We start from the raw sequence: 25,159 nt of genomic DNA, 5'->3' as shown, positions 1-25,159 counted from the left end.
AATGTGGGAGCGAGCCTGCTCGCGATGGCGTTTTCAGCCACACCACCGCCCCAATGGCCATTCCGCAGCCCCTTTCTACCCAATCACCCCTGGCACCCATCTCCTTCATTAGCGGACAGTCCCCACCCAGAGCCCATCCCGCCTTTTTTCAACGGGATGAGAAGCGGTGCGCAACCGTCTTATAAATGAAACACCGCCCTCGGCTATACTCCCCGCATTTCGAATCAGGCCCCGAGGATTGACTGTGAAGAACTGGACGTTACGCCAACGCATTTTGGCGAGCTTTGCGGTAATTATCGCCATCATGTTGCTGATGGTGGTCGTGTCGTATTCCCGTTTACTGTCGATTGAGTCCAGTGAGAGCGTTGTGCGCTCGGACAGTGTTCCCGGGATTCACTACAGCTCCCTGATTCGCGGTGCCTGGGTCGATGATTACGTGCTGACCCAGCAACTGATCGGGCTGGGGGGCGGTCGAGGCATGACCCAGGCTGACAAGGATATGTACCAGGGTATTGAGGAACGGCTGCAACGCGCGATGGCCAGCTACCGGGGTACCATCTTCGAGAAAGATGATCGGGCAAGGTTCGAGGAGTTTGAAAAGCTGCACGATCAATATGACAAGCTGCTCGAAGAGGTGCTCGATGCCTACCAGCAAAAGGACTTCGAACAGGCCCGTCGCATCCTCGCCGAACAGATGACCCCGGCATGGGCTACCGGCCGCAAACAGCTGGATGAACTCATTGAGTTCAACAGGGAGGCGGCTGAGGCGGCCACTGACTCGATCATTTCATCGGTAGTGGTGGCGAAGCTGATCATGGGCATTTCGTTGCTGGTCGCAGTCATTAGTGCCGGGTTGTGTGGTCTTTTGTTGATGCGCGCGATCATGGCGCCGATGAACCGCATTGTGCAGATCCTCGAAATAATGCGTACCGGCGATCTCAGCAGTCGTCTGAACCTTGCGCGCAAGGACGAATTCGGCGCCGTGGAAACCGGCTTCAACGACATGATGACCGAGCTGACGTCCCTGGTGTCCCAGGCCCAGCGTTCCTCGGTGCAGGTCACCACCTCGGTGACCGAGATTGCTGCCACCTCCAAGCAACAGCAAGCGACCGCCACCGAAACCGCCGCCACCACCACCGAAATCGGCGCGACGTCCCGTGAAATTGCGGCCACTTCGCGGGATCTGGTGCGCACGATGATCGAAGTCTCCACCGCCGCCGATCAGGCCTCGGTACTTGCCGGATCCGGGCAGCAAGGGCTGGCGCGGATGGAAGAGACCATGCACTCGGTGATGGGCGCGGCTGATCTGGTCAACGCCAAACTGGCGATCCTCAATGAGAAGGCCGGCAACATCAATCAGGTGGTGGTGACCATCGTCAAGGTCGCCGACCAGACCAATCTCCTGTCCCTCAACGCCGCCATCGAGGCCGAAAAGGCCGGTGAGTACGGCCGCGGTTTTGCCGTGGTCGCCACCGAAGTGCGGCGCCTGGCGGATCAGACGGCCGTGGCCACCTACGACATCGAACAGATGGTGCGCGAGATCCAGTCGGCGGTGTCGGCCGGGGTCATGGGCATGGACAAGTTCTCCGAAGAAGTGCGCCGCGGCATGTCCGAGGTGCAGCAAATCGGCGAGCAGTTGTCGCAGATCATCCATCAGGTTCAGGCGTTGGCGCCGCGGGTACTGATGGTCAATGAGGGCATGCAGGCCCAGGCCACCGGTGCCGAGCAGATCAACCACGCACTGGTGCAGTTGGGCGATGCCAGCAGCCAGACCGTCGAGTCCTTGCGCCAGGCCAGTTTCGCCATCGATGAGCTGAGCCAGGTGGCCGTCGGGCTGCGCAGCGGCGTTTCGCGATTCAAAGTCTGATGAGCGAAATCACGGCCAAACGCTCTGCCGTGAAGCAGGCGCTGCATGCCTTGTTTCTGGTGTTTCGCATCGGCAACGAGCGCTATGCCTTGAAGGCTATCGAAGTGGCTGAAGTGCTGCCGCGCCTGCCCTTGAAGCCTATTCCCCATGCCCCCGCCTGGGTCGCCGGGGTGTTCGCCTATCGGGGAGCCGTGGTGCCGGTGATCGACTTGAGCGCGCTGACCTTTGGTACGCCTGCACAGGCCCGTACCAGCACACGACTGGTGCTGCTCAACTATCGCCCGGATGAAACCGCCGAGTCGCAGCTGCTCGGTCTGATTCTGGAACAGGCGACTGACACCTTGCGCTGCGATCCGGCGGATTTTCAGCCCTACGGCCTGGACAATCGCCAGACGCCTTACCTCGGGTCGGTCCGCAAGGACGAGCAGGGCTTGCTGCAATGGGTACGGGTCGGCGATCTGCTGGACGATCAGGTGCGTGCATTGTTGTTTCCCGCGCCGCCAATGGATCCGGCGCTGCTGCAGGAGCGGCCATGAACAGCGACCAGCGTTTTTTCGACTTCCTCAAGGAACGCATCGGGCTCGACGTGACCTCTGTAGGGCCTGCGATCATCGAGCGAGCGGTGCGCCAGCGCAGCATCGCTGCGCAAGCACCTTCGGCCGATGAGTATTGGCGCACCCTGCAGGGCTCGCGGGACGAGCAGCAGGCGTTGATCGAAGCGGTGATCGTTCCGGAAACCTGGTTCTTCCGCTATCCGGAATCCTTCGTCACCCTGGCGAAACTGGCGAGCAAGCGTCTGGCCGAGATCAACCACCTGCGCGCACTGCGGATTCTCAGCCTGCCGTGCTCCACCGGCGAAGAACCGTACTCGATCGCCATGGCGCTGCTCGATGCCGGGCTCAAACCGCACCAGTTCAAGGTCGACGGCCTGGACGTCAGCCCGTTGTCAGTGGAAAAAGCCCGGCGGGCGTTGTTCGGCAAAAATTCCTTTCGGGGTGACGACATTGCGTTTCGCGACCGTCATTTCATTGCCGAAGGCGAGAGCTATCGCCTCGATCAGCGCGTGCTTGAGCAAGTGCGCCTGCAGGTCGGTAATCTGCTGGATCCGGCCTTGCTGGCCGGTGAGCCGCCATTCGATTTCGTGTTTTGTCGCAACCTGCTGATCTATTTCGACCAGCCGACCCAGAAGCAAGTTTTCGAAGTACTCAAGTGCCTGACCCACGTTGACGGCGTGCTGTTTATCGGTCCGGCCGAAGGCAGTCTGCTGGGGCGTTTGGGGATGCGCTCGATCGGTATCGCACAGTCCTTCGCGTTCAGTCGGCAAGGGATGCCGGACCCTGAACCCTTGCCGGCATTCGTTCCAGCGCCATTGCCAGTGTCGCAACCGCTGCGCAATCCACCGCCTGCGCCAGTGCGCAGCCGTCCGTTTGCCCGGGTTGCGCCGCTGCAGGCTGCGCCTGCAATCTCAGGTGCCGATACTGCCGCGCTGCTGGCCAATATCGCCGTGCTGGCCGATGAAGGCAAAAGCGCCGATGCGCGAGCGGCGTGTGAAAGCTACTTGCGCAGCCATGAGCCGGTGGCCCAGGTCTTTTATTGGTTGGGACTGCTCAGCGATGTGGCCGGCAATACCCTTGAAGCCCAGGGTTTTTACCGCAAGGCGTTGTACCTCGAACCGCAACATCCTGATGCGTTGATGCACCTGGCCGGATTGCTGCAGGCCCAGGGCGACGTGATGGGAGCCAGACGATTGCAGGAGCGTGCCGCCCGCAGCGCACGCGCCGCCGACAGTGAGCGTAAACGATGATCGCCTCCGACACCTTTAGCGTCACCCGGGATGCCCAGGCCATCGACGACTGCTGGAACCGCATTGGTATTCACGGCGACAAGTCCTGCCCGCTGCTCAGCGAGCACATTCATTGCCGCAATTGTGCGGTGTATTCCGCGGCCGCCACACGCTTGCTGGATCGCTATGCGTTGCAGCAGGAAGATCGCGGGCCCGTGTCCGCCTCGGTCGAGAGCGAGGTGAAAACCCGCTCGCTGTTGATGTTCCGTCTGGGTGAAGAGTGGCTGGGGCTTGCGACCCGTAGCCTGGTAGAGGTGGCGCCGCTGCAAGCGATTCACTCTTTGCCGCATCAACGTTCCCGGAACTTGCTCGGTGTGGCGAATGTGCGCGGTGCGCTGGTCGCCTGCCTGTCGCTGGTGGAGCTGCTCGACCTCGACGGCACCAGCAACGTGGCACCCGGCGCGCGGGTCATGCCACGCATGTTGATCATCGTCGCCGATGGCGGGCCGGTGGTGGTGCCGGTGGACGAGGTCGACGGGATTCACGCCATCGATGAGCACATCCTCGATGCCGCGTCGCGCTCGGGTGCTCAGGCCAGCGCCAAATACACCCGTGGCGTGTTGCAATTCAAAGGTCGCAGCCTGCGTTGGCTGGATGAAGAACAGCTGCTGTCCGCCGTGACCCGGAGCCTCACATGACCCCCGAGCAAATGCGCGACGCCTCTCTGCTGGAACTGTTCAGCCTGGAGGCCGAGGCCCAGACCCTGGTCTTGAGCGCCGGCCTGCTGGCGCTTGAGCGCGATCCGACTCAGGCCGATCAACTTGAATCGTGCATGCGTGCGGCGCACTCGCTCAAGGGGGCGGCGCGAATCGTTGGCGTCGATGCCGGGGTCAGCGTTGCCCATGTGATGGAAGATTGCCTGGTCAGTGCCCAGGAAGGCCGCCTGTTGCTGCGCCCCGAGCACATCGATGCTTTGCTGCAAGGCACCGATTTGCTGATGCGCATCGCCACACCGAGCAACAACCCGGAGGCCGCGGACATCGAGGCCTACGTGGTATTGATGGCGCGGTTGCTGGACCCGGCGGCCTTCCTGGTTGCGGCTGCTGCACCGGTGATGGCCGAGCTACAACTCGAGGCACCCGTGCCCAAGGTCGAGCCGCCGGCGCCGGCCGTCGAACCGCCACCGGCGCCAGCCCCGAGCAAGACCAAACGCACCACCGAAAACGGCGAACGTGTGCTGCGCGTCACGGCCGAGCGCCTGAACAGCCTGCTCGATCTGTCGAGCAAATCCCTGGTGGAAACCCTGCGGCTCAAACCGCACCTGGCGACCATGCAGCGACTCAAACGCATGCAGAGCAATAGCCTGCGCGCACTGGAGAATCTCAACGTGCATCTCAAGGATCACGCCTTGAGCCTGGAGGCTCAGGAAACCCTTGAGGATGCGCGCCGCTTGCTCGCGCAATCCCAGCAACTGCTCATGGAAAAGAACGCCGAACTCGATGAGTTCGCCTGGCATGCCAGCCAGCGGGCGCAGGTGTTGTACGACACGGCGCTGGCCTGTCGCATGCGGCCGTTTGCCGATGTGCTGACCGGGCAGGTGCGGATGGTCCGGGATCTGGGGCGCGATCTGGGCAAACAGGTGCGGCTGGAAATTGAAGGCGAAAAAACCCAGGTCGATCGCGACGTACTGGAAAAGCTCGAAGCACCGCTGACTCACCTGTTGCGCAACGCGGTCGACCACGGCATCGAAACCCCGGAGCAGCGCCTGCTGGCGGGCAAGCCGGCTGAAGGTTTGATTCGCCTGCGCGCTTCGCATCAGGCCGGTTTGCTGGTGCTCGAATTGAGCGATGACGGCAACGGCGTGGACCTGGAAAAGGTCCGTCGCAGCATCGTTGAACGAAGTTTGTCGCCCGTGCAAACCGCCGCTCAGTTGAGCGAAGAGGAGTTGCTGACGTTCCTGTTCCTGCCCGGTTTCAGTCTGCGCGACACGGTCACCGAGGTGTCCGGTCGCGGCGTCGGCCTGGATGCGGTGCAGCACATGGTCCGGCAGTTGCGCGGCGCGGTGGTGCTGGAGCAGACGGCGGGCAAGGGCAGTCGTTTCCACCTTGAGGTACCGCTGACCCTGTCGGTGGTGCGTAGCCTCGTGGTGGACGTCGGCGACGAAGCCTATGCCTTCCCGCTGGCGCATATCGAGCGCATGTGCGACCTGGAGCTGGCGGATATCGTGCAGGTCGAAGGCCGCCAGCATTTCTGGCACGAAGGCCGGCATGTCGGCCTGGTGGCAGCCAGTCAGTTGCTGCAACGTCCGGCCAGCCAGAACAGCGGGCAAACCCTGAAAGTCGTGGTGATTCGCGAGCGCGATGCGATCTACGGGGTGGCGGTGGAACGGTTTATCGGTGAGCGGACATTGGTGGTGCTGCCGCTGGATGAACGTCTGGGCAAGGTGCAGGACATTTCCGCCGGGGCCCTGCTCGACGACGGTTCGGTGGTGCTGATCGTCGATGTCGAAGACATGCTGCGCTCGGTGGAGAAGCTGCTCAACACCGGGCGTCTGGAGCGCATTGCCCGTCACAGCAATCAGGTGGTCGAGGCGGCCCGCAAGCGAATTCTGGTGGTGGATGATTCCCTGACCGTGCGAGAGTTGCAGCGCAAGCTGTTGCTTAATCGCGGCTACGACGTGGCGGTTGCGGTAGACGGCATGGACGGCTGGAACGCGCTACGTTCGGAGGATTTCGATCTGCTGATCACCGACATTGATATGCCGCGCATGGATGGCATCGAACTGGTCACGCTGCTGCGCCGGGACAATCGCCTGCAATCGCTGCCGGTGATGGTGGTGTCCTACAAGGATCGTGAAGAGGACCGGCGCCGTGGACTGGATGCCGGGGCCGACTATTATCTAGCCAAGGCCAGTTTTCATGACGATGCCTTGCTCGATGCGGTGGTCGAGCTCATTGGGGGAGCGCGGGCATGAGGATCGCAATCGTCAACGACATGCCCATGGCAGTGGAGGCCCTGCGCCGCGCCCTGGCATTCGAGCCGGCCCACGAGGTGGTCTGGGTCGCCGGCAATGGCGCCGAAGCGGTGCGCCAGTGCGCGCTGGACACGCCGGACCTGATTCTGATGGACCTGATCATGCCGGTGATGGACGGCGTCGAGGCCACGCGGCGGATCATGGCCGAGACCCCGTGTGCCATCGTCATCGTCACCGTGGATCGCCAGCAGAATGTGCACCGGGTGTTTGAGGCCATGGGCCACGGTGCGCTGGACGTGGTCGACACCCCGGCCCTTGGCGCCGGCAATGCCCAGGAAGCGGCCGCGCCGTTGTTGCGCAAGATCTTGAACATCGTCTGGCTGATCGGCGACAAGGGCAACCGCCCGCGCCCGACGCCGGCACCGTTGCGCAGTTCGGGCTCACGCCAGAGCTTGATCGCCATTGGCTCATCCGCCGGTGGACCGGCAGCGCTGGAAGTCTTGCTCAAGGGACTGCCAAGTGATTTCTCTCCGGCCATCGTGCTGGTGCAGCACGTTGACCAGGTGTTTGCCGCCGGCATGGCCGAATGGCTCGGCAGCGCCAGCGGCCTCGACGTGCGCCTGGCCGAGGAAGGCGAACCGCCGCAAAGCGGCACGGTATTGCTGGCCGGCACCAATCACCATATTCGCTTGCTGAAAAACGGCACGCTGGCCTACACCGCCGAACCGGTCAACGAGATCTACCGGCCCTCCATCGATGTATTCTTCGAGAGCGTGGCCAGTTACTGGAACGGCGACGCCGTGGGGATTTTGCTCACCGGCATGGGGCGTGATGGCGCCCAGGGGCTTAAACTCATGCGCAAACAGGGCTACCTGACCATCGCACAAGACCAAAGCAGCAGTGCGGTGTACGGCATGCCGAAGGCGGCCGCGGCCATCGATGCTGCCGTGGAGATTCGCCCGCTGGACAAGATAGCACCACGATTGCTGGAGATTTTCGCCAAATGAGCACCTTTTCCCTCATTCCTGGCTCAGGTAGTACTCAGGTGACCGAACATGACTGAATTACAGCTCGACGACTTCAAGACCGACGAAAACGCCGCCATGGTGTTGCTGGTGGACGATCAGGCCATGATCGGCGAAGCCGTGCGCCGCGGCCTGTCGAACGAAGAGAATATCGATTTCCACTTCTGCGCCGACCCGCACCAGGCCATCGCCCACGCGGTACGCATCAAGCCGACAGTGATCCTGCAGGATCTGGTCATGCCCGGCCTTGACGGCCTGAGCCTGGTGCGTGAATACCGCAATCACCCGGCGACCAAGGACATTCCGATCATCGTCCTGTCGACCAAGGAAGACCCGTTGATCAAGAGCGCGGCCTTTGCGGCCGGGGCCAACGATTATCTGGTCAAGCTGCCGGACAACATCGAACTGGTCGCGCGCATCCGCTATCACTCGCGCTCCTACATGACCCTGCTGCAACGGGACGCGGCGTACCGCGCGTTGCGGGTCAGCCAGCAGCAACTGCTCGACACCAACCTGGTGCTGCAACGCCTGATGAACTCCGATGGCTTGACGGGATTGTCGAACCGTCGGCACTTCGATGAATACATGGAACTGGAGTGGCGTCGTTCGTTGCGTGAGCAGAGCCAGTTGTCGTTGTTGATGATCGACGTGGACTACTTCAAGGCCTACAACGACAGCTTCGGCCACCTGGAAGGCGATGAAGCCCTGCGCAAGGTCGCCACGGCGATCAAGGACGCCAGTGCCCGGCCTTCGGACCTGCCGGCCCGCTACGGCGGCGAAGAGTTCGCGTTGGTGCTGCCCAACACCTCCCAGGGCGGGGCACGGCTGGTGGCCGAGAAGCTGCGCCAGACCGTGGCAGCCCTGAAGATCCCGCATAACTCACCAACCGAAGGTTCGAGCCTGACCATCAGCATCGGCCTGTCGACCATCACGCCGAAAGCGGGCAGCAACTGCCGCGACCTGATCCTGGCGGCGGACAAGGGGCTGTATTCGGCGAAGAACAATGGGCGCAATCAGGTGGGCGTCGAGTAACGCTCGACCTGATGGTGATGAACCTATGGTGGGTGGTGACTGCTTGATTTGCAGTTGGCAGGTGGCCGCTGACTGAAACCATTCGCCGGTAAACCCGCCATGCGGGCTGCCGGGGCCGCTTGATTACGGTATACTCGCCGGCTTTCAAAAGTTCGCCAACGAGTGCTGCCCGTCATGGAAATCAACCCGATCCTGAACACCATCAAGGACCTGTCCGAGCGCTCCGAAACTATTCGGGGGTATCTTTGACTACGATCAAAAGCATGAGCGTCTGACCGAAGTCAATCGCGAGCTTGAAGATCCGAGTGTCTGGAACAAACCTGAATACGCCCAGGAGCTGGGCCGCGAGCGCGCTGCGCTGGCGCAGATCGTCGATACCCTCGACGAGCTGAACACTGGTCTGGCCGATTGCCGCGACCTGCTGGACATGGCCGTTGAAGAGAACGACGAAGGCGCAGTGGGCGATGTCGTCGCCGAGCTGGCCCGTCTTGAGGAAAGTCTGGCCAAGCTGGAATTCCGGCGCATGTTCAGCCATGAAATGGACCCGAACAACGCCTACCTGGACATCCAGGCCGGTTCCGGCGGCACCGAAGCCCAGGACTGGGCCAACATTCTGCTGCGCATGTACCTGCGCTGGGCCGACAAACGCGGTTTCGACGCGACCATCATGGAGCTGTCGGCCGGTGAAGTCGCCGGGATCAAGGGCGCCACCGTGCACATCAAGGGCGAATACGCCTTTGGCTGGCTGCGTACCGAGATCGGCGTGCACCGTCTGGTGCGCAAGAGCCCGTTCGACTCCGGCAACCGTCGCCACACCTCGTTCTCCGCGGTGTTCGTCTCGCCAGAGATCGATGACAAGGTGGAAATCGAAATCAACCCGGCAGACTTGCGGATCGATACCTATCGCTCCTCGGGTGCCGGTGGTCAGCACGTAAACACCACCGACTCGGCCGTACGTATCACCCACGTACCGACCAACACCGTGGTCAGCTGCCAGAACGAACGTTCCCAGCACGCGAACAAAGACACCGCCATGAAAATGCTGCGGGCCAAGTTGTACGAGCAGGAAATACAGAAGCGCAACGCGGCGTCCCAGGCGCTGGAAGACACCAAGTCCGATATCGGCTGGGGTCATCAGATCCGTTCGTACGTGCTTGATGCCTCGCGGATCAAGGATCTGCGCACCAACATCGAACGCAGCGACTGTGACAAGGTGCTCGATGGCGACATCGACGAATACCTGGAAGCGAGCCTGAAGTCCGGGCTGTAAGCAATGCAATACAGGATCGGCTGACTCAGCGCGATCCTTGTAGGAGCGGGCTTGCCCGCGATCCCCAGCCGCAGGCTGGGGACAACGAACCTGATGGAATTTTTAAAGACATGAGCGACCTAGAACTCGACCCGCAAGCCCTGCAACAGGAAGAAAACTCCCTGATCGCCCTGCGCAAGGAAAAGCTTGCTGCCGAGCGCGCCAAGGGCAATGCCTTCCCGAACGACTTCCGCCGCGAAAACTACTGCGAACAACTGCAGAAACAGTACGCGGACAAGACCAAGGAAGAGCTGGCAGAGGCTGCGATCCCGGTCAAGGTTGCCGGTCGCATCATGCTCAACCGTGGCTCGTTCATGGTGATCCAGGACATGACCGGTCGCATCCAGGTCTACGTCAACCGCAAGACCCTGTCCGAAGAAACCCTGGCCGCGGTGAAAACCTGGGACATGGGCGACATCATTGCCGCCGAAGGCACCCTGGCCCGTTCCGGCAAGGGCGACCTGTACGTTGAAATGACCAACGTGCGCCTGCTGACCAAATCCCTGCGCCCGCTGCCGGACAAGCACCACGGCCTGACCGACACCGAACAGCGCTACCGCCAGCGCTACGTTGACCTGATCGTCAACGAAGACGTGCGCCAGACTTTCCGCGTGCGTTCGCAAGTCATCGCGCACATCCGCAGCTTCCTGATGAAGCGTGACTTCCTGGAAGTGGAAACGCCGATGCTGCAGACCATTCCTGGCGGCGCGGCAGCCAAGCCGTTCGAAACCCACCACAATGCGCTGGACATGGGCATGTTCCTGCGTATCGCGCCGGAGCTGTACCTCAAGCGCCTTGTTGTTGGCGGCTTCGAGAAAGTGTTCGAGATCAACCGCAACTTCCGTAACGAAGGCGTTTCGACTCGTCACAACCCTGAATTCACCATGTTGGAGTTCTACCAGGCCTACGCCGACTACGAAGACAACATGGACCTGACCGAAGAGCTGTTCCGCGAACTGGCGCAGCTGGTTCTGGGCAGCACCGACGTGCCATACGGCGACAAGGTGTTCCACTTCGGCGAGCCGTTCGTGCGTCTGTCGGTGTTCGACTCGATCCTCAAGTACAACCCTGAGCTGACCGCTGATGACCTGAGCGACATCGACAAGGCTCGTGCCATCGCGAAGAAGGCCGGCGCCAAGGTGCTGGGCTTCGAAGGCCTGGGCAAGCTGCAGGTGATGATTTTCGAAGAGCTGGTCGAGCACAAGCTGGAGCAGCCGCACTTCATTACCCAGTACCCGTTCGAAGTGTCGCCGCTGGCCCGTCGTAATGACGACAACCCGAATGTCACCGACCGTTTCGAGCTGTTCATCGGTGGTCGTGAAATCGCCAACGCCTACTCCGAGTTGAACGACGCGGAAGACCAGGCCGAGCGCTTCATGGCCCAGGTGGCCGACAAGGACGCCGGCGACGACGAAGCCATGCACTACGACGCCGACTTCGTTCGTGCGCTGGAGTACGGCATGCCGCCAACGGCGGGTGAAGGCATCGGTATCGACCGTCTGGTGATGCTGCTGACCAACTCTCCGTCGATCCGCGACGTGATCCTGTTCCCGCACATGCGGCCGCAAGCGTAAGTGTTTCAAATAAAAAGCCGCCTTTGAGGCGGCTTTTTATTGCCTGTCTGGTACAAACGTATCAACTTGTTACTTTCATCTGAGAGGAAATACCAGTCGTGATTCGTGCAATAGCTCAAGAAGGTGCAGCGGGTATCGCCACTGCGGTCGCTGAAAGTGTTCAGTACCAGGGCCGCAAGGCCAGCCGACAGGGCAGCGAACAGCGACGACAGGAAATCCTGGATGCCGCCATGCGCATTGTCGTGCGTGACGGTGTACGGGCCGTACGGCACCGTGCGGTGGCCGCCGAGGCACAAGTGCCGTTGTCGGCGACCACTTACTATTTCAAGGATATCGATGACCTGCTCACCGATACCTTCGCCCAATACGTGGAACGCAGTGCGGCGTACATGGGCAAACTGTGGGTGAACAACGAGGGCCTGCTGCGCGACATGATCGACAGGGGCGATGGCAGCCCGCAGGCGCGCTCGAAGCTGGCGGACGATATTGCGCGGCTGATGACCGACTACGTTCACCGGCAACTGGTCAATCGTCGTGAGCATCTGATGGCCGAGCAGGCGTTCCGTCAGGAGGCATTGCTCAACCCGCGCCTGGCCGAACTGGTGCGCTCGCATCAGCAAATCCTGTTGCAGGGCTCTTGCCAGCTGTTCCAGGTGTTGGGCTCGCGCGAGCCGCATCAGGATGCCAAGGTGTTGACGGCGATTATCGGCCGGATGGAATATCAGGGCCTGCTCAACGTAGACGAGCCTGCCGCCGAAGAGGAAATGCTCGGCATCCTGACGCGCTACATGCACCTGGTGCTGGCGTCGGTGTAGCTCGGTTGGTGCATTACCTGTGGGAGCGGGCTTGCTCGCGAAAGCGGTGTATCAGTCGACTTGAATGCTGAATGTTGAACCGCCTTCGTCGGAACGCCGCCCGGAGCAAGCCCGCTCCCACAGGGTGAAGCCGTGTGATCTTCAAGGGAGTGTTGAATGAAAGCCTGGCGTGTCGTTGTGATCGCCTTGTCGTTCCTGCTGCTCAGTGGCTGTCTGGTGACCTTCCAGGAACCGCTGCCTGCAAGCGAACCCGCGCCCAAGGGATTGCTCGGCAAATGGACCAGCACCAATGCCTGGGGCGAGCCGCTCAACCTCGAACTGACCCGCATCGGCGACAATCGCTATCAGGCCGTCAGCTATTACCGGGCCAGGCCCAAGGCGCGGGAGACCTATCCCTTCACGGTGTCGCGCCATGGCAACCGCTGGTATCTGTCGGCGAAGGTGCCGGCGCAGTTCGGCGGGCATTTCACCTTGGCCGGTTTTGAACTGACCGACAAACATGAGTTGGTGGTCTACAACCTCGATCTCGAACAGATCAATCAAGCCATCAAGCAGAAAGCCCTGAGCGGTGAAAGCTTCCAGACCCACGACGGCGATGGCGTATTGATCGACAGCCAGATGGATCAGGTCGCTGCCTACCTCGACGACCCGGCCAATTCCGATGTGTTCGTCGAAGCCGTACGCTACCAGCGTCAGGCCAAAGCCAAATAAGCAGCACAAACAGGTTTCTACAGGAGTTTCGGGTGGACGATTACCAACAGTCGATACGCATTTTGTCCGATCGCATCGTGCTGGCGCAGACGCCGATCCGCGTCCTCGATGCGGTCAAGTGGGACGACAACATTCGTAAGGGTTTCCTCAAAGCCAAGGGCAAGGAAATGCCGGCGGTGGACCGCGACTACTACCTCAACCGGCCGCTGGCCTTCGACTCCAGCAAAGTGAAGCTGGAGTTCCAGAACATCGAGCGCGACATCACCCGCCAGCTCGGCCAGTTCAACCCGGTCGGCCAGATCATGCGCCGCATGTGCAAGGAATACCGCATGGTGGTGCGCATGCTCGAAGCGCGCGGCACCGAGGATTTCGGCCTGATTTCCCAGGAGTTGTACGGCGCCGCGTCCGACGCGTTCCACGCTGGCGACCCGACGCTGTCCGACCTGGGCATGATGTTGTCCGAATACCTGAACAACATCGACGGTCGTGGCGACCTCAAGGATGAGCCGAAGACATTGACCGCCAAGGATGCCGTCAACCTGCTGCAACACCGCTTGAACAAGGTGTTCGGCGAGGCCGAGGAAACCATCCGGGTGTTCGAGTCCGACGGCATCGTCGCCGATGCGGCGGCCGGCGCCGATTACATCAAGATCCGCGCCGACGCGATGTTCAACGACCGCGACGTGCGGGCACTGGAAGTTCATGAAGGGCTGGTGCATGTCGGCACCACCCTCAACGGCCTGAACCAGCCGATCTGCACCTTCCTCTCCAAGGGGCCGCCCTCGTCGACGGTGACCCAGGAAGGCCTGGCGATCCTGATGGAAATCATCACCTTCGCCTCTTACCCGAGCCGCCTGCGCAAACTGACCAACCGCACGCGGGCCATTCACATGGTGGAGGAGGGTGCCGACTTCCTGCAGGTGTTCGAGTTCTTCCGCGAGCAAGGCTTCGAAATGCCCGAGAGCTACAGCAACGCCAGTCGCGTTTTCCGCGGCTCGGTGCCGACAGGTCTGCCATTTACCAAAGACTTGTCCTACCTCAAGGGCTTCATCATGATTTACAACTACATTCAGCTGGCCGTGCGTAAAGGCAAGCTGGAGCAGATACCGCTGTTGTTCTGCGGCAAGACCACCCTGGAAGACATGCGTACCTTGCGCCAGTTGGTGGACGAAGGCCTGGTGGTGCCGCCCAAGTACCTGCCGGAACAGTTCCGCGACATGAACGCGCTGTCGGCGTGGATGTGCTTCTCCAACTTCCTCAACCACCTGAGCCTGGACCGGATCGAGGCGGATTACTCCAACATCCTTTAAGGCTGGTGAGATCCAAATGTGGGAGCGGGCTTGCTCCCACATTGAACCGTGTTCCACTCCTTTTCTGCGAGGTTTCAACGGATGAGAATCCTCGGCATCCTCTGCCTTCTCCTGGCCTTGAACGGTTGCAGTTCGCTGTTGTTCTACCCTGAACCCGGCCAGTTGTTCACCCCTGAAAAAGCCGGGCTCGAATACCGCACCGTCACCCTGATCACCGCCGATTGCCTCAAGCTGAATGCATGGTGGCTGCCGGCGAAGAAGGGTGTGGAGGTCAAAGGCACGGTGCTGCACCTGCACGGCAACGGCGGAAACCTGCCCATGCACCTCGGCGGGAGCTTTTGGTTGCCGAAAAATGGTTACCAGGTGTTGCTTGTGGACTATCGCGGTTATGGCTTGTCCGAAGGCGAGCCGAGCCTGCCGGCGATCTACCAGGACATCGATGCGGCGTTCGCCTGGCTGGACAAGGCGCCGGAGGTTCAGGGCAAGCCGCTGATCCTGCTCGGCCAGAGCCTCGGTGGTTCGATGGCCGTGCATTACCTGGTGCAGCACCCGGAACGCCAGAAACAACTCAAGGCCATCGTGCTCGATGGCGTCCCCGCCAGTTACCGCAGCGTCGGCCAGTTTGCCCTCAGCAACTCCTGGCTGACCTGGCCGTTCCAGGTGCCGTTGTCGTGGCTGGTGCCGGACGGCGACAGCGCGATCAACGCCATCGCACAACTCAAGGACGTGCCGAAACTGATCTACCACAGCATCGACGATCCGATCGTGCCTCTTTCCAACGGCATCCGACTGTATCAAGCTGCGCCGCCGCCGCGGGTGCTGCAACTGACCCGTGGCGGTCATGTGCAGACGTTCGCCGACCCGGTCTGGCGCAAGGTCATGCTGCGTTATCTCGATGATCCACAACATTTCAACGGCCTGCGCCGGTTGGGTGAGATTCCCAATTACCCGGCGCCCCCGAATTCAGAAGATGAACCACCAGAGAGTCCGCAATGAGTGAAGAACGTAACGCCATCCCGCTGATCATCACCGGTATCTGCAGCATCCTCGGCACCGTCGGTGCCCTGTGGTGGTACGGCTACCTGCACTTCGCCAAGCCCGAGGATGCGTTGCTGCTCAACGAATTCACCATGCTCAAGACCGTGCCGGGTGAAGACTACAAAGTCTCACTGGAACCGGCAGCCCAAGTGGCGCAGTGCATCGATGGCGTGCTGGTGCTGTTCGACATGGAACAGAAAGGCCTGACCGGCGTGTTGGTCGACAGCAAGAAAAAAGCCGTGCGCTGCATGGGGCAGGAGACGCCGCAGAAGCTGGAGCAGTAACCCGGTTCTAACTAACAACACAGATCCAATGTGGGAGCAAGCCCGCTCCCACAGGTTCTGTGGAAAATCAGTGTTTCTGTTTGTCGTCAGGCACCGACAAATCGTGCAAATGCCGACGGGACAGCGCCAGAAAGCGCGGGGTCGGCCCGATGTCTTCGTATAGCGGATCGCCTTCTTCATCGGTGGCGACCACGGTCGTGCCTTTGACGTACGGGAAGCTTCTTTCCAGCTCTTCCAGTGCGGCGCCGATCAGATCGCCGAGCAGTTCTTCGGGATGCCGCTTGGGGTACATCTCGACGAGCGCGGCCAGCCGTGCGGCAGACTCCACATCCAGATGAATCGAGTAGCCGGTGTCGGTCAGGCGACCCTTGGCGTTTTCTTCCCAGTGGTGGGCAAGCTCGCGGATTTTCATATTGACCTCATTGCGCTCCCGCTCGTGGCAGGCAGAGTGAGTGTCCGGCATTGGCCGGCGACAACCGTTGTACGGCTTACCGTTCAGACTAGCCTCAACAGGCAGGGTTTACAGTCCCTTCGTCGTCTTGCTTGTAAGAACCTGTCTGGGGCGGCACTCTCTAGGTTCTTAGCCGCCCGGATTTTTTGCTGGAGACCTGCTGATGACCGATATTGATGCACGCTTGCGCGAGGACGTTCACCTGTTGGGTGAGCTGTTGGGCAACACCATTCGTGAGCAATATGGCGACGGTTTTCTCGACAAGATCGAGCAGATCCGCAAGGGCGCCAAGGCTGACCGGCGTGGCTCCATGGACGCCGAACTCAGTGCCAGCCTCAACCAGTTGAGCGAAGACGAGTTGCTGCCGGTGGCGCGGGCGTTCAACCAGTTTCTCAACTTGGCCAACATCGCCGAGCAGTACCAGTTGATTCACCGCCGCGAGGAATCCCAAGAGGCGCCGTTCGAAGCCCGGGTACTGCCGGAGTTGCTCGCGCGCCTGCGCGCCGAAGGGCATGGCGCCGAAGCGCTGGCCCGGCAACTGGGCCGGCTGGAGATCGAGCTGGTATTGACCGCGCACCCGACCGAAGTTGCACGCCGCACACTGATCCAGAAGTACGACGCCATCGCCGCGCAACTGGCGGCTCAGGATCACCGCGACTTGACCAGTGCCGAGCGCGAGCAGATCAAGACCACCTTGCAGCGCCTGATCGCCGAAGCCTGGCATACCGAAGAAATTCGCCGCACGCGTCCGACACCGGTGGACGAAGCCAAGTGGGGTTTCGCGGTGATCGAGCATTCGCTGTGGCAGGCCATTCCCAATTATCTGCGCAAGGCCGATCAGGCCCTGCACGCCGCCACTGGCCTGCGCTTGCCACTGGAGGCGGCTCCGATTCGCTTTGCCTCGTGGATGGGCGGCGACCGGGACGGCAATCCGAACGTGACGGCGGCGGTTACCCGAGAGGTTTTACTGTTGGCGCGCTGGATGGCGGCCGATTTGTACCTGCGCGATGTCGATCGCCTGGCCGCCGAGCTGTCGATGCAGCAGGCCAGCGATGAATTGAAGGCCAAGGCGGGAGACAGCGCCGAACCGTACCGGGCAGTGCTCAAGCAGCTGCGCGACCGCCTGCGGGCAACGCGCAACTGGGCACATGCCGCCTTGTCGACGCCAGCCTCTGCACCCGCCGATGTGCTGCAAGACAACCGCGAACTGCTCGATCCACTGGAGCTTTGCTACCGCTCCTTGCACGAGTGCGGCATGGGCGTGATCGCCGACGGGCCGTTGCTCGATTGCCTGCGTCGGGCAGTGACATTCGGTCTGTTCCTGGTTCGTCTGGATGTACGCCAGGACTCGTCGCGGCACACTGCGGCGATGACCGAAATCACCGACTACCTCGGCCTGGGTCGCTACGAGGACTGGAGCGAGGAAGAGCGCATCGCCTTCCTGATGCGCGAATTGAGCAACCGTCGCCCCTTGTTGCCGACGTACTTCAAGCCTTCCGCCGACACCGCCGAGGTGCTGGCGACCTGCCGGGAAATCGCCGCTGCGCCGTCGGCATCCCTCGGTTCCTATGTGATTTCCATGGCCGGAGCGGCTTCCGATGTGCTGGCCGTGCAATTGCTGCTCAAAGAGTCCGGCGTGTTGCGGCCGATGCGCGTGGTGCCGCTGTTCGAAACCCTGGCCGACCTCGACAACGCGGGTCCGGTGATCGAGAAGCTGCTGCTGTTGCCGGGCTATCGCGCGCGCCTGCAAGGGCCGCAGGAAGTGATGATCGGCTACTCCGACTCGGCCAAGGACGCCGGCACCACCGCAGCGGCCTGGGCGCAGTACCGGGCGCAAGAGCGACTGGTGGATATCTGTCGCGAGCAACAAGTCGAGTTGCTGTTGTTCCACGGTCGCGGCGGCACCGTGGGGCGCGGCGGCGGCCCGGCCCATGCGGCGATCCTGTCGCAGCCACCGGGTTCGGTGGCGGGGCGTTTCCGCACCACCGAACAGGGCGAAATGATTCGATTCAAGTTCGGCCTGCCGGACATCGCCGAGCAAAACCTCAATCTGTACCTGGCCGCCGTGCTGGAGGCGACCTTGCTGCCTCCGCCGCCACCTACGCCCGAGTGGCGCCATTTGATGGACGAACTGGCCGCAGACGGTGTCAGTGCCTACCGTGCCGTGGTTCGAGAGAATCCGCAGTTCGTGGAGTATTTCCGCCAGTCGACGCCGGAGCAGGAACTCGGTCGTTTGCCGCTGGGCAGTCGTCCGGCCAAGCGCCGGGCCGGGGGGATCGAAAGCCTGCGGGCGATTCCGTGGATCTTCGGCTGGACCCAGACGCGCCTGATGCTGCCGGCCTGGCTGGGTTGGGAAGCGGCCCTGAGCAAGGCTCTGGAGCGCGGCGAAGGCGAACTGCTGGGGCAAATGCGCGAGCAGTGGCCGTTCTTCCGCACCCGCATCGACATGCTGGAAATGGTCCTGGCCAAGGCCGATGCCGACATTGCACAGTCCTACGATGAGCGTCTGGTGGAGCCGAATCTGTTGCCATTGGGTGCGCACTTACGCGACCTATTGTCGCAGGCGTGCGCCATCGTTCTCGGCCTGACCGGGCAGTCGCAGCTGCTGGCACATAGCCCAGCGACCCTTGAGTTCATCCGCTTGCGCAACACCTACCTCGACCCGCTTCATCTATTGCAGGCCGAGTTGCTGGCCCGTTCAAGAGTGCAGGACGTGGCGCAGGGCAGCCCGGTAGAACAGGCCTTGCTGGTGTCTGTGGCGGGGATTGCCGCCGGTTTGCGTAACACCGGCTAAGGTTTTTGCCGTGGGGTCAGGCATCCGGCAGGTGAGCCGGATGCCGCCGTTTGACGGGTGCAAAAGTGCTGTCAGGCGACAGTTAATGATGGGGTTGCGACTTGGGAAACTGTGCGCAATGGTCGCAAGAGGCAGCGGTTTCTCCGACTTTCGGCGTCTTGTGTGGGCGCAGCCTGCTGTGTATCTTGAGCAGCCTTTGACCGTTTGGGCGGTCACGACCCTATTTTTGAGATTGGCCCCACGAGGCGAATCTGACGTTATCCATATAAAAAATTGAGGAGCACATCGATGCGCGTCATTCTGCTGGGAGCTCCCGGGGCCGGTAAAGGTACTCAGGCTAAGTTCATCACCGAAAAATTCGGCATTCCGCAAATCTCCACCGGCGACATGTTGCGTGCAGCGGTCAAGGCCGGCACCGAGCTGGGCATCAAGGCCAAGAGCATCATGGATGCCGGCGGCCTGGTGTCCGATGACCTGATCATCGCACTGGTCAAGGACCGCATCGCCCAGTCCGACTGCGCCAACGGTTTCCTGTTCGACGGCTTCCCGCGCACCATTCCCCAGGCTGAAGCCCTGGTGACTGCCGGCGTCGAGCTGGATGCAGTGGTTGAAATCGCCGTTGAAGACGAAGAAATCGTCCAGCGTATCGCCGGTCGCCGTGTTCACGAGGCCAGCGGCCGCGTGTACCACATCGTCTACAACCCGCCGAAAATCGCTGGCAAAGACGACGTCACCGGTGAAGAGCTGGTGCAGCGCAAGGACGACACCGAAGAAACCGTGCGTCATCGCCTGTCGGTCTACCACTCCCAGACCAAGCCGCTGGTGGACTTCTACCAGAAGCTGTCGGCTGCCAATGGCAAGCCACAGTACAGCCACATCGAAGGCGTCGGTTCGGTTGAAGCGATCACCTCCAAGGTGCTTGCAGCCCTGAGCTGAAAAACCTGACCCGCTGTATCATCCACGGCCCGCTTGCGGGCCGTAGTTGTTTATACTGACGCACTTTTTTCTGATCTCTCTTGTGGATACATCGATGAGCACCTTGCTGGCCCTGGACACCGCGACTGAAGCTTGCTCCGTTGCCTTGCTGCATGACGGCAAGGTCACGAGTCATTACGAGGTGATCCCGCGCCTGCACGCGCAAAAGCTGTTGCCGATGATCAAGCAATTGCTGGCCGATGCAGGCACCACGCTGCAAGCGGTCGATGCCATCGCGTTCGGCCGTGGCCCGGGCGCCTTCACCGGTGTGCGCATTGCCATCGGCGTGGTGCAAGGCCTGGCGTTTGCCCTGGATCGCCCGGTGCTGCCGGTGTCGAACCTGGCCGTGCTGGCGCAACGTGCGCTGCGCGAACACGGTGCCACTCAGGTCGCCGCGGCCATCGACGCACGGATGGACGAAGTGTATTGGGGTTGCTACCGCGAAACGGCCGGGGAGATGCGCCTGGTGGGGGCCGAAGCGGTACTGCCGCCGGAGTCCGCTGCATTGCCGGCCGATGCCGGCGGCGAATGGTTCGGCGCAGGCACCGGTTGGGGTTATGCCGAGCGTATCGCCGTCAGCCTGAGCGGGCAGGACGCGGGCATGTTGCCCCACGCGCAAGACTTGCTGACTTTGGCGCGGTTTGCCTGGGAACGCGGCGAGGGGATCGTGGCCGATGAGGCGCAGCCGGTTTATCTGCGCGATAAAGTGGCGACTCCCAAGGCACCGAAAACATGATCGAGATATTTTGAATCTTAAAATTCTCGCTTGGTATTTGTTCATGGCTCGATATGTATTCATGCCGGTAGCTGCGCCGGCATAGGCTATTGCGACGTTATCAAACGTTGTCTCCAGTGGTTAGTAATCTTAATCGGTTTACTCTTCCGCTCCCCGCACACATGGGAATTTTCATTTTTGCAACTGTCATGTTTGACAGTTTCATATGGTTAGTTTAATCGCGCTTAATTCAGGTTCATCAGCCTTGAGTGGCTTCATTCCTGGATGAATGAGTTACGCTTCATTCCTTTGAAATGAAATCGCTGTGGATACCAATCGTATTCGTCTGGGCTGTAATCAGGAGCGAATAAATGAAAACTGAAAAAACTCTAGCCGAACAGCGTGTGGGATTGCCACTGGACCGAAGCTTCGGCGAAGCAGGGCAGATCAGACCGAATCTTTTGAGAGGTGATGCCCGAGCAGCGCAATTGTCAGCGGATGGCTCGCTCTACTTCGCGACTTGGCAAAATGAAAACTCTTTGTTTCGAGCAACACCTGAGGGGGCTTTAGACCCGTCCTTTGGAAATGGAACGGGTCGCGTCAAGTGGCATTTTGTCCACGGTGAAGAGTCCAGACCTTCCTGCCTTTTGGTGCAAGCGGATCACAAAATACTTGTGATCGGTGATACGAGAAGGACTGACAGCACAGCCCGTGCCGCGCTGACCCGCTTCCATAGCTCAGGCAGTCCTGATCTTGTGTTTGGTACAGTTTTGGTCCCTGTATTCGAGGGGCGCTATGTAGTGATGGAGTTGGTGAGTGGTTGTTTGCAAGCGGACGGTAAAATACTGATTGCGTTCGGGTACGGAACGGCTGAAGGTTTTGGTTCTCTGTTAATACGTTTGAAGGCGGAGAATGGGGAGCTAGATGACAGCTTTGGCAATGGTGGTTATGTAGACGTCAAAAGTAACGGTCCCGCTATCGAACTTAGAAGTGTTCTGGTCCGGGATGACGGGAAAATAATTGTCGGGGGGACGGCTGACGATCAACTGGTAATTGGTTGTTATACCTCTGATGGAGAGATTGACAGCAGTTTTGCCCACGAAGGGTTTGCCTACTACAAGAGCCCCGAAGGGGCGCTGAAAATGAGGCAGCTAGTCGCTCAACCCGACGGGAAACTTGTATGTGCAGGCCAAGTCATCTTGAACAGCGGCGGCTCTAAAGGCATGGTAATGCGGTTCGAATCCAACGGAAATTCTGACTCTGGTTTCAACGAAGGGCTACCTGTTTTCACCGATGCAGGTCGCAACACCATTTGGTATTCATTGGCCGTTCAATCGGACGGTAAAATCGTGATGACGGGAAATAACTTGGTATCGGGGCCATTGGTTGTAATAGGCAGGCTTTTACCCAATGGTTCATCTGATCCCGGTTTCGGTGAGAATGGCTGGGGCTCGGTTGGTGTTGGTGGGCTTTCTTGGGATGTAAGGATTCAAGCCGACAAACGAGTTATTGTTGCCGGGGAAAATCTTAATGACTCTGGATACCGTACACCGTCGATTTATGCACTTTCGGTGTAAAAGACATGGCGCCCTGAATGCCCCTTGAACAAAGCAGTTGGTCGATTGATCGACTGCTCGGGTAGCCCCCTGTAGGAGCTGAATGTCCGTCGTAGAATTCACCAATCGTCGTTTACTAACCGCAGCTTTTAAACCTTTTGCCTTTTATGTGTTCTTGTTATCACTCGGCGGTTTGCGAAGTGGAAAGTGCGCCACTAAACTGCCATCACTGATTCTGAGTATGCACCTATGCGTATAGACGGCGTTTCCTCTCAGTCCTATCCCATCAAGCGCAAACCTCGCAAAGGCCGCGTGGTGGAAGACGACGCCATTGATATCGAAGGCGAGCTGGAATTCCCGACTGAAGAGCAACTGGCTGCCCGCGCTGCCAAAGCCTCTGCGCAAAAACTGAGCAATCTCCCCGCCCGTCAGCAAGACATGATTTACCACCGTGCCATGAGCAAAAGCGTGGCGACAGCCTTGGCCAGCTACCTGAGCACCGCCGGTTTCGTCGATTGGGAAGCCGATGTGCTGGGTCTTGACCTGTACATCTGATGTTGCTGCCTTATTACCTCGGTTGTCCGTCCTGGAGCGAAAACGCCTGGCGTGACTACCTGTATCCGCCGGACGCCAGGCCCGCCGACTTTCTTGATCTCTATTCCCAGGTTTTCAATGCCGTGGAAGGCAACACGACCTTCTATGCGAGCCCGGCTGCCAGCACCGTGCAGCGTTGGGCCGAGACCATGCCCGAACACTTTCGCTTCACCGCCAAGTTTCCCGGCGAGATCAGCCACGGTGGTGACCTGCGCGAGCAACTGACCGCCGCCGAGACCTTCACTCAGTTACTCAGTCCTCTGGGTGAGCGGGTGTCGCCATTGTGGTTACAGTTGTCGAAAAACTTCACGCCCCAACGTTTGCCCGAGTTGGCCGGGTTTATCGATGCCCTGCAGCGGCCGCTGGCCGTGGAAGTGCGGCACGACGAGTTTTTCGCCAAGGGTGACAGCGAGCGAATGCTCAACCGTCTGCTGCTGGATCGCGGTGTCGAACGCATCTGTCTCGATCCCCGTGCGCTGTTCAGTTGCACCTCGACCGAGCCCTCGGTGCTCCACGCCCAATCGAAGAAACCCCGTGTGCCACCGCGTCCCGCGGCATTCACGCAATTCCCGCAGGTGCGTTTTATCGGCCACCCGACGCTTGAGGCCAACGATACGTTCCTGGAGCCGTGGGTCGAGAAAATCGCGTTATGGATCGAAGAAGGTCGCACGCCGTACATCTTCCTGCACACGGCCGACAACCTGCTGGCCGCGAAACTGGCGCAGCGTTTTCACGCCCGGCTAATGCAGCGTTTGCCTGGCTTGCCGGCGCTGCCTGAGCTATACAGAGAACCCGTCGCCGAGCAACTTGGCCTGCTCTGAGGCGGATTCTTTCCCCTCTTCAGGAGCCAGCCCAATGGATACGCAAACCCTTCGAGCCCAGGCGTTCACAGCCCTTCACGAACGCCCCGGGGCTTTTGTGATTCCCAATCCGTGGGATGCAGGTTCAGCGAAAATGCTCGCCAGCCTCGGCTTCGAGGCACTGGCGACCACCAGTGCCGGTTATGCCTTTTCCCAGGGCCGTGCCGATGGCGGATTGACCCTCGACGACACCCTGTTGAACGTTAAGGCGATTGTCGCCGCCACCGACCTGCCGGTTGCCGTGGACCTGGAAAACGGCTTTGCCGACAACCCGGCCGACTGCGCCAAAAGTATCTTGCGCGCAGCAGAGGCCGGAGCTGTCGGTGGTTCGATCGAAGATGCCACCGGCCGCGAAGAAGGCCCGATCTATTGTTTCGAACACGCCGTGGCGCGCATAGAAGCTGCTGTGGCTGCCGCTCGCAGTCTGCCGTTCCACTTTACGTTGACTGCCCGGGCGGAAAACTTCCTGCACGGCAATCCCGATCTGGCCGACACCATCCGCCGCTTGCAGGCATTCGCCGAGGCCGGTGCCGACGTGCTCTACGCACCGGGCTTGCGCAGCGCCGAGGATGTGCTGGCGGTGGTGCGCGCCGTGGCGCCCAAACCGGTAAATGTGTTGATGTCGGGCGGCTTGAAGCTGACAGTCGCGCAGTTGGGTGAGATGGGCGTCAAACGCATCAGCGTCGGCTCGGCGCTGGCATTGGCGGCCTATGGTGAATTCTTTCGCGCCGCCGAAGAAATCCAGACGTCAGGCACGTTCGGTTTCACTTCCCGGTCGATGCCGTACCAGAAGGCCAATCAGTTTTTCAAAGGCTGAGGGAAGAGGGCGCGGCTGAGGATCAGGCGGCGATGCGCAGGTTCTGCAAGATGATCGGGCGCGCCCAGCCATTGTCGAAATCGAGTTGTTTCTGCTGTTCCACCCGTTCTTCCGGCGAGAACGGCGGGAACGGCTTGTCGAGCAGGTCGAGTTCGAATTCGGCGATGGGCAGGTGCAGCGGACGCGGTTGCGAGGCAGGGCCTGCTTCGTATACCGGCTGACCGGCCTTCAGCACGATCGGGCGAACCCAGCCGCTTTCGAAGTCCTGCTGTTTTTGCTGGGCGACGATTTCATCCGCCGGGAATGGTGGGCGTGGTTTGTCGGCCAGGTCCATTTCGAATTCGGCAATCGGCAGGAACAGTGGCTCGGGCGGGCGGATTACATTGTCTTTCACCTCGCATGCGCGCTGGGACACGATGTGCTCCAGCAGCTCGCTGCCGACGGTCGGTTCGACCGGACTTTCGAGATCGACCGGTGGGAAATTCAGCGATTGCGGTAGCACTTCCCCTGACTGTTCGGCCAGCGCTCGGGCAAAGAAATCCTGCCAGATGTGGCTGACGCCGCTCAGTGCCTGGGTGTTTCGCAGGTTGTAGTCGCCGTAGGGCGAGATAAAACCTGTGATTGTGGGTTGAATGTCTGACATTTCTCTCGGTCGACGCTCAGCTCTGGCAAAAT

23 protein-coding genes are annotated in these 25,159 nt (G+C 60.6%); 21 read left to right on the top strand and 2 right to left on the bottom strand.

Features of this window, described 5'->3' with window-relative positions; translation table 11 throughout:
* Positions 1-244 precede the first annotated feature (244 nt).
* The 14 genes from AC1DVE_RS08470 to AC1DVE_RS08405 all read left to right on the top strand — a co-directional run bounded on the left by AC1DVE_RS08470 (position 245) and on the right by AC1DVE_RS08405 (position 15,722).
* Positions 245-1,867, top strand: coding sequence for a methyl-accepting chemotaxis protein (locus AC1DVE_RS08470; protein WP_223532487.1), 1,623 nt, complete (start codon positions 245-247; stop codon positions 1,865-1,867).
* A complete protein-coding gene (locus tag AC1DVE_RS08465; protein ID WP_477783878.1) occupies positions 1,867-2,403 on the top strand; it encodes a chemotaxis protein CheW in 537 nt (178 codons plus the stop codon). The genes AC1DVE_RS08470 and AC1DVE_RS08465 overlap by 1 nt, the downstream gene beginning before the upstream one ends.
* Entirely contained in the window at positions 2,400-3,671 is a 1,272-nt protein-coding gene (locus AC1DVE_RS08460; protein ID WP_223532491.1) for a CheR family methyltransferase, read from the top strand. The genes AC1DVE_RS08465 and AC1DVE_RS08460 overlap by 4 nt, the downstream gene beginning before the upstream one ends.
* On the top strand, positions 3,668-4,348 hold the full coding sequence (locus AC1DVE_RS08455; protein ID WP_223543469.1) for a chemotaxis protein CheW: 681 nt from the start codon (positions 3,668-3,670) through the stop codon (positions 4,346-4,348). The genes AC1DVE_RS08460 and AC1DVE_RS08455 overlap by 4 nt, the downstream gene beginning before the upstream one ends.
* Entirely contained in the window at positions 4,345-6,624 is a 2,280-nt protein-coding gene (locus AC1DVE_RS08450) for a hybrid sensor histidine kinase/response regulator (RefSeq protein WP_223458765.1), read from the top strand. The genes AC1DVE_RS08455 and AC1DVE_RS08450 overlap by 4 nt, the downstream gene beginning before the upstream one ends.
* On the top strand, positions 6,621-7,631 hold the full coding sequence (gene cheB, locus AC1DVE_RS08445; protein ID WP_223458767.1) for a chemotaxis response regulator protein-glutamate methylesterase: 1,011 nt from the start codon (positions 6,621-6,623) through the stop codon (positions 7,629-7,631). The genes AC1DVE_RS08450 and cheB overlap by 4 nt, the downstream gene beginning before the upstream one ends.
* Before the next feature lie 48 nt (positions 7,632-7,679).
* Positions 7,680-8,681, top strand: coding sequence for a response regulator (locus tag AC1DVE_RS08440; protein ID WP_223458768.1), 1,002 nt, complete (start codon positions 7,680-7,682; stop codon positions 8,679-8,681).
* Between the two features lie 174 nt (positions 8,682-8,855).
* A protein-coding gene (gene prfB / locus AC1DVE_RS08435) for a peptide chain release factor 2 (RefSeq protein ID WP_223458770.1) occupies positions 8,856-9,951 on the top strand; the annotation gives its coding sequence in 2 pieces (ribosomal slippage) (positions 8,856-8,927 and positions 8,929-9,951; 1,095 coding nt in all).
* Positions 9,952-10,061: 110 nt separating this feature from the next.
* Positions 10,062-11,564, top strand: coding sequence for a lysine--tRNA ligase (gene lysS / locus AC1DVE_RS08430; protein WP_223458772.1), 1,503 nt, complete (start codon positions 10,062-10,064; stop codon positions 11,562-11,564).
* Positions 11,565-11,662: 98 nt separating this feature from the next.
* Entirely contained in the window at positions 11,663-12,379 is a 717-nt protein-coding gene (locus AC1DVE_RS08425) for a TetR/AcrR family transcriptional regulator (protein WP_223532495.1), read from the top strand.
* Positions 12,380-12,535: 156 nt separating this feature from the next.
* Positions 12,536-13,090 carry a hypothetical protein gene (locus tag AC1DVE_RS08420; RefSeq protein WP_223532497.1) on the top strand — a complete coding sequence of 185 codons (555 nt, stop codon included), beginning with the start codon at positions 12,536-12,538 and terminating at the stop codon, positions 13,088-13,090.
* Positions 13,091-13,122: 32 nt separating this feature from the next.
* Positions 13,123-14,400: a flavohemoglobin expression-modulating QEGLA motif protein gene (locus AC1DVE_RS08415; protein WP_116265086.1), complete on the top strand. Its 1,278-nt coding sequence runs from the start codon at positions 13,123-13,125 to the stop codon at positions 14,398-14,400.
* Between the two features lie 81 nt (positions 14,401-14,481).
* Complete coding sequence (locus AC1DVE_RS08410) at positions 14,482-15,396, top strand: alpha/beta hydrolase (protein WP_477783877.1); 915 nt, start codon at positions 14,482-14,484, stop codon at positions 15,394-15,396.
* Positions 15,393-15,722, top strand: coding sequence for a PA3694 family proteiin (locus AC1DVE_RS08405; protein ID WP_046041078.1), 330 nt, complete (start codon positions 15,393-15,395; stop codon positions 15,720-15,722). The genes AC1DVE_RS08410 and AC1DVE_RS08405 overlap by 4 nt, the downstream gene beginning before the upstream one ends.
* A 67-nt stretch (positions 15,723-15,789) precedes the next feature.
* Here the strand turns inward: AC1DVE_RS08405 and AC1DVE_RS08400 are convergent, their stop codons facing one another.
* Positions 15,790-16,134: a hypothetical protein gene (locus AC1DVE_RS08400; protein ID WP_008051389.1), complete on the bottom strand. Its 345-nt coding sequence runs from the start codon at positions 16,132-16,134 to the stop codon at positions 15,790-15,792.
* Positions 16,135-16,336: 202 nt separating this feature from the next.
* On the opposite strand from AC1DVE_RS08400, the gene ppc reads away from it, so the two are divergent.
* From ppc to AC1DVE_RS08365, 7 genes are all read left to right on the top strand, one after another.
* A complete protein-coding gene (ppc, locus tag AC1DVE_RS08395) occupies positions 16,337-18,967 on the top strand; it encodes a phosphoenolpyruvate carboxylase (protein ID WP_477783876.1) in 2,631 nt (876 codons plus the stop codon).
* Between the two features lie 288 nt (positions 18,968-19,255).
* Positions 19,256-19,903: an adenylate kinase gene (gene adk / locus AC1DVE_RS08390; RefSeq protein WP_223458782.1), complete on the top strand. Its 648-nt coding sequence runs from the start codon at positions 19,256-19,258 to the stop codon at positions 19,901-19,903.
* A 94-nt stretch (positions 19,904-19,997) separates the two neighbouring features.
* The gene (gene tsaB, locus AC1DVE_RS08385; RefSeq protein WP_223458783.1) at positions 19,998-20,678 is read left to right on the top strand and encodes a tRNA (adenosine(37)-N6)-threonylcarbamoyltransferase complex dimerization subunit type 1 TsaB; all 681 of its coding nucleotides are present in this window, start codon (positions 19,998-20,000) and stop codon (positions 20,676-20,678) included.
* 350 nt (positions 20,679-21,028) lie between these two features.
* Positions 21,029-22,234, top strand: coding sequence for a hypothetical protein (locus AC1DVE_RS08380; protein ID WP_223458785.1), 1,206 nt, complete (start codon positions 21,029-21,031; stop codon positions 22,232-22,234).
* A gap of 228 nt (positions 22,235-22,462) precedes the next feature.
* Positions 22,463-22,768: a hypothetical protein gene (locus AC1DVE_RS08375; protein ID WP_057716196.1), complete on the top strand. Its 306-nt coding sequence runs from the start codon at positions 22,463-22,465 to the stop codon at positions 22,766-22,768.
* Positions 22,768-23,628 (top strand): DUF72 domain-containing protein, encoded by an 861-nt coding sequence (locus tag AC1DVE_RS08370; protein ID WP_477783875.1) that lies wholly within the window; start codon positions 22,768-22,770, stop codon positions 23,626-23,628. The genes AC1DVE_RS08375 and AC1DVE_RS08370 overlap by 1 nt, the downstream gene beginning before the upstream one ends.
* A 34-nt stretch (positions 23,629-23,662) precedes the next feature.
* Complete coding sequence (locus tag AC1DVE_RS08365; protein WP_223458788.1) at positions 23,663-24,484, top strand: isocitrate lyase/PEP mutase family protein; 822 nt, start codon at positions 23,663-23,665, stop codon at positions 24,482-24,484.
* A 22-nt stretch (positions 24,485-24,506) separates the two neighbouring features.
* On the opposite strand, the gene AC1DVE_RS08360 is transcribed toward AC1DVE_RS08365, so the two are convergent.
* Positions 24,507-25,127: an energy transducer TonB gene (locus tag AC1DVE_RS08360; protein ID WP_223458790.1), complete on the bottom strand. Its 621-nt coding sequence runs from the start codon at positions 25,125-25,127 to the stop codon at positions 24,507-24,509.
* Positions 25,128-25,159 lie beyond the last annotated feature (32 nt).

The organism is Pseudomonas sp. P4_B4, from assembly GCF_056402255.1.
This window is presented reverse-complemented; position numbering and strand designations above follow the sequence as displayed.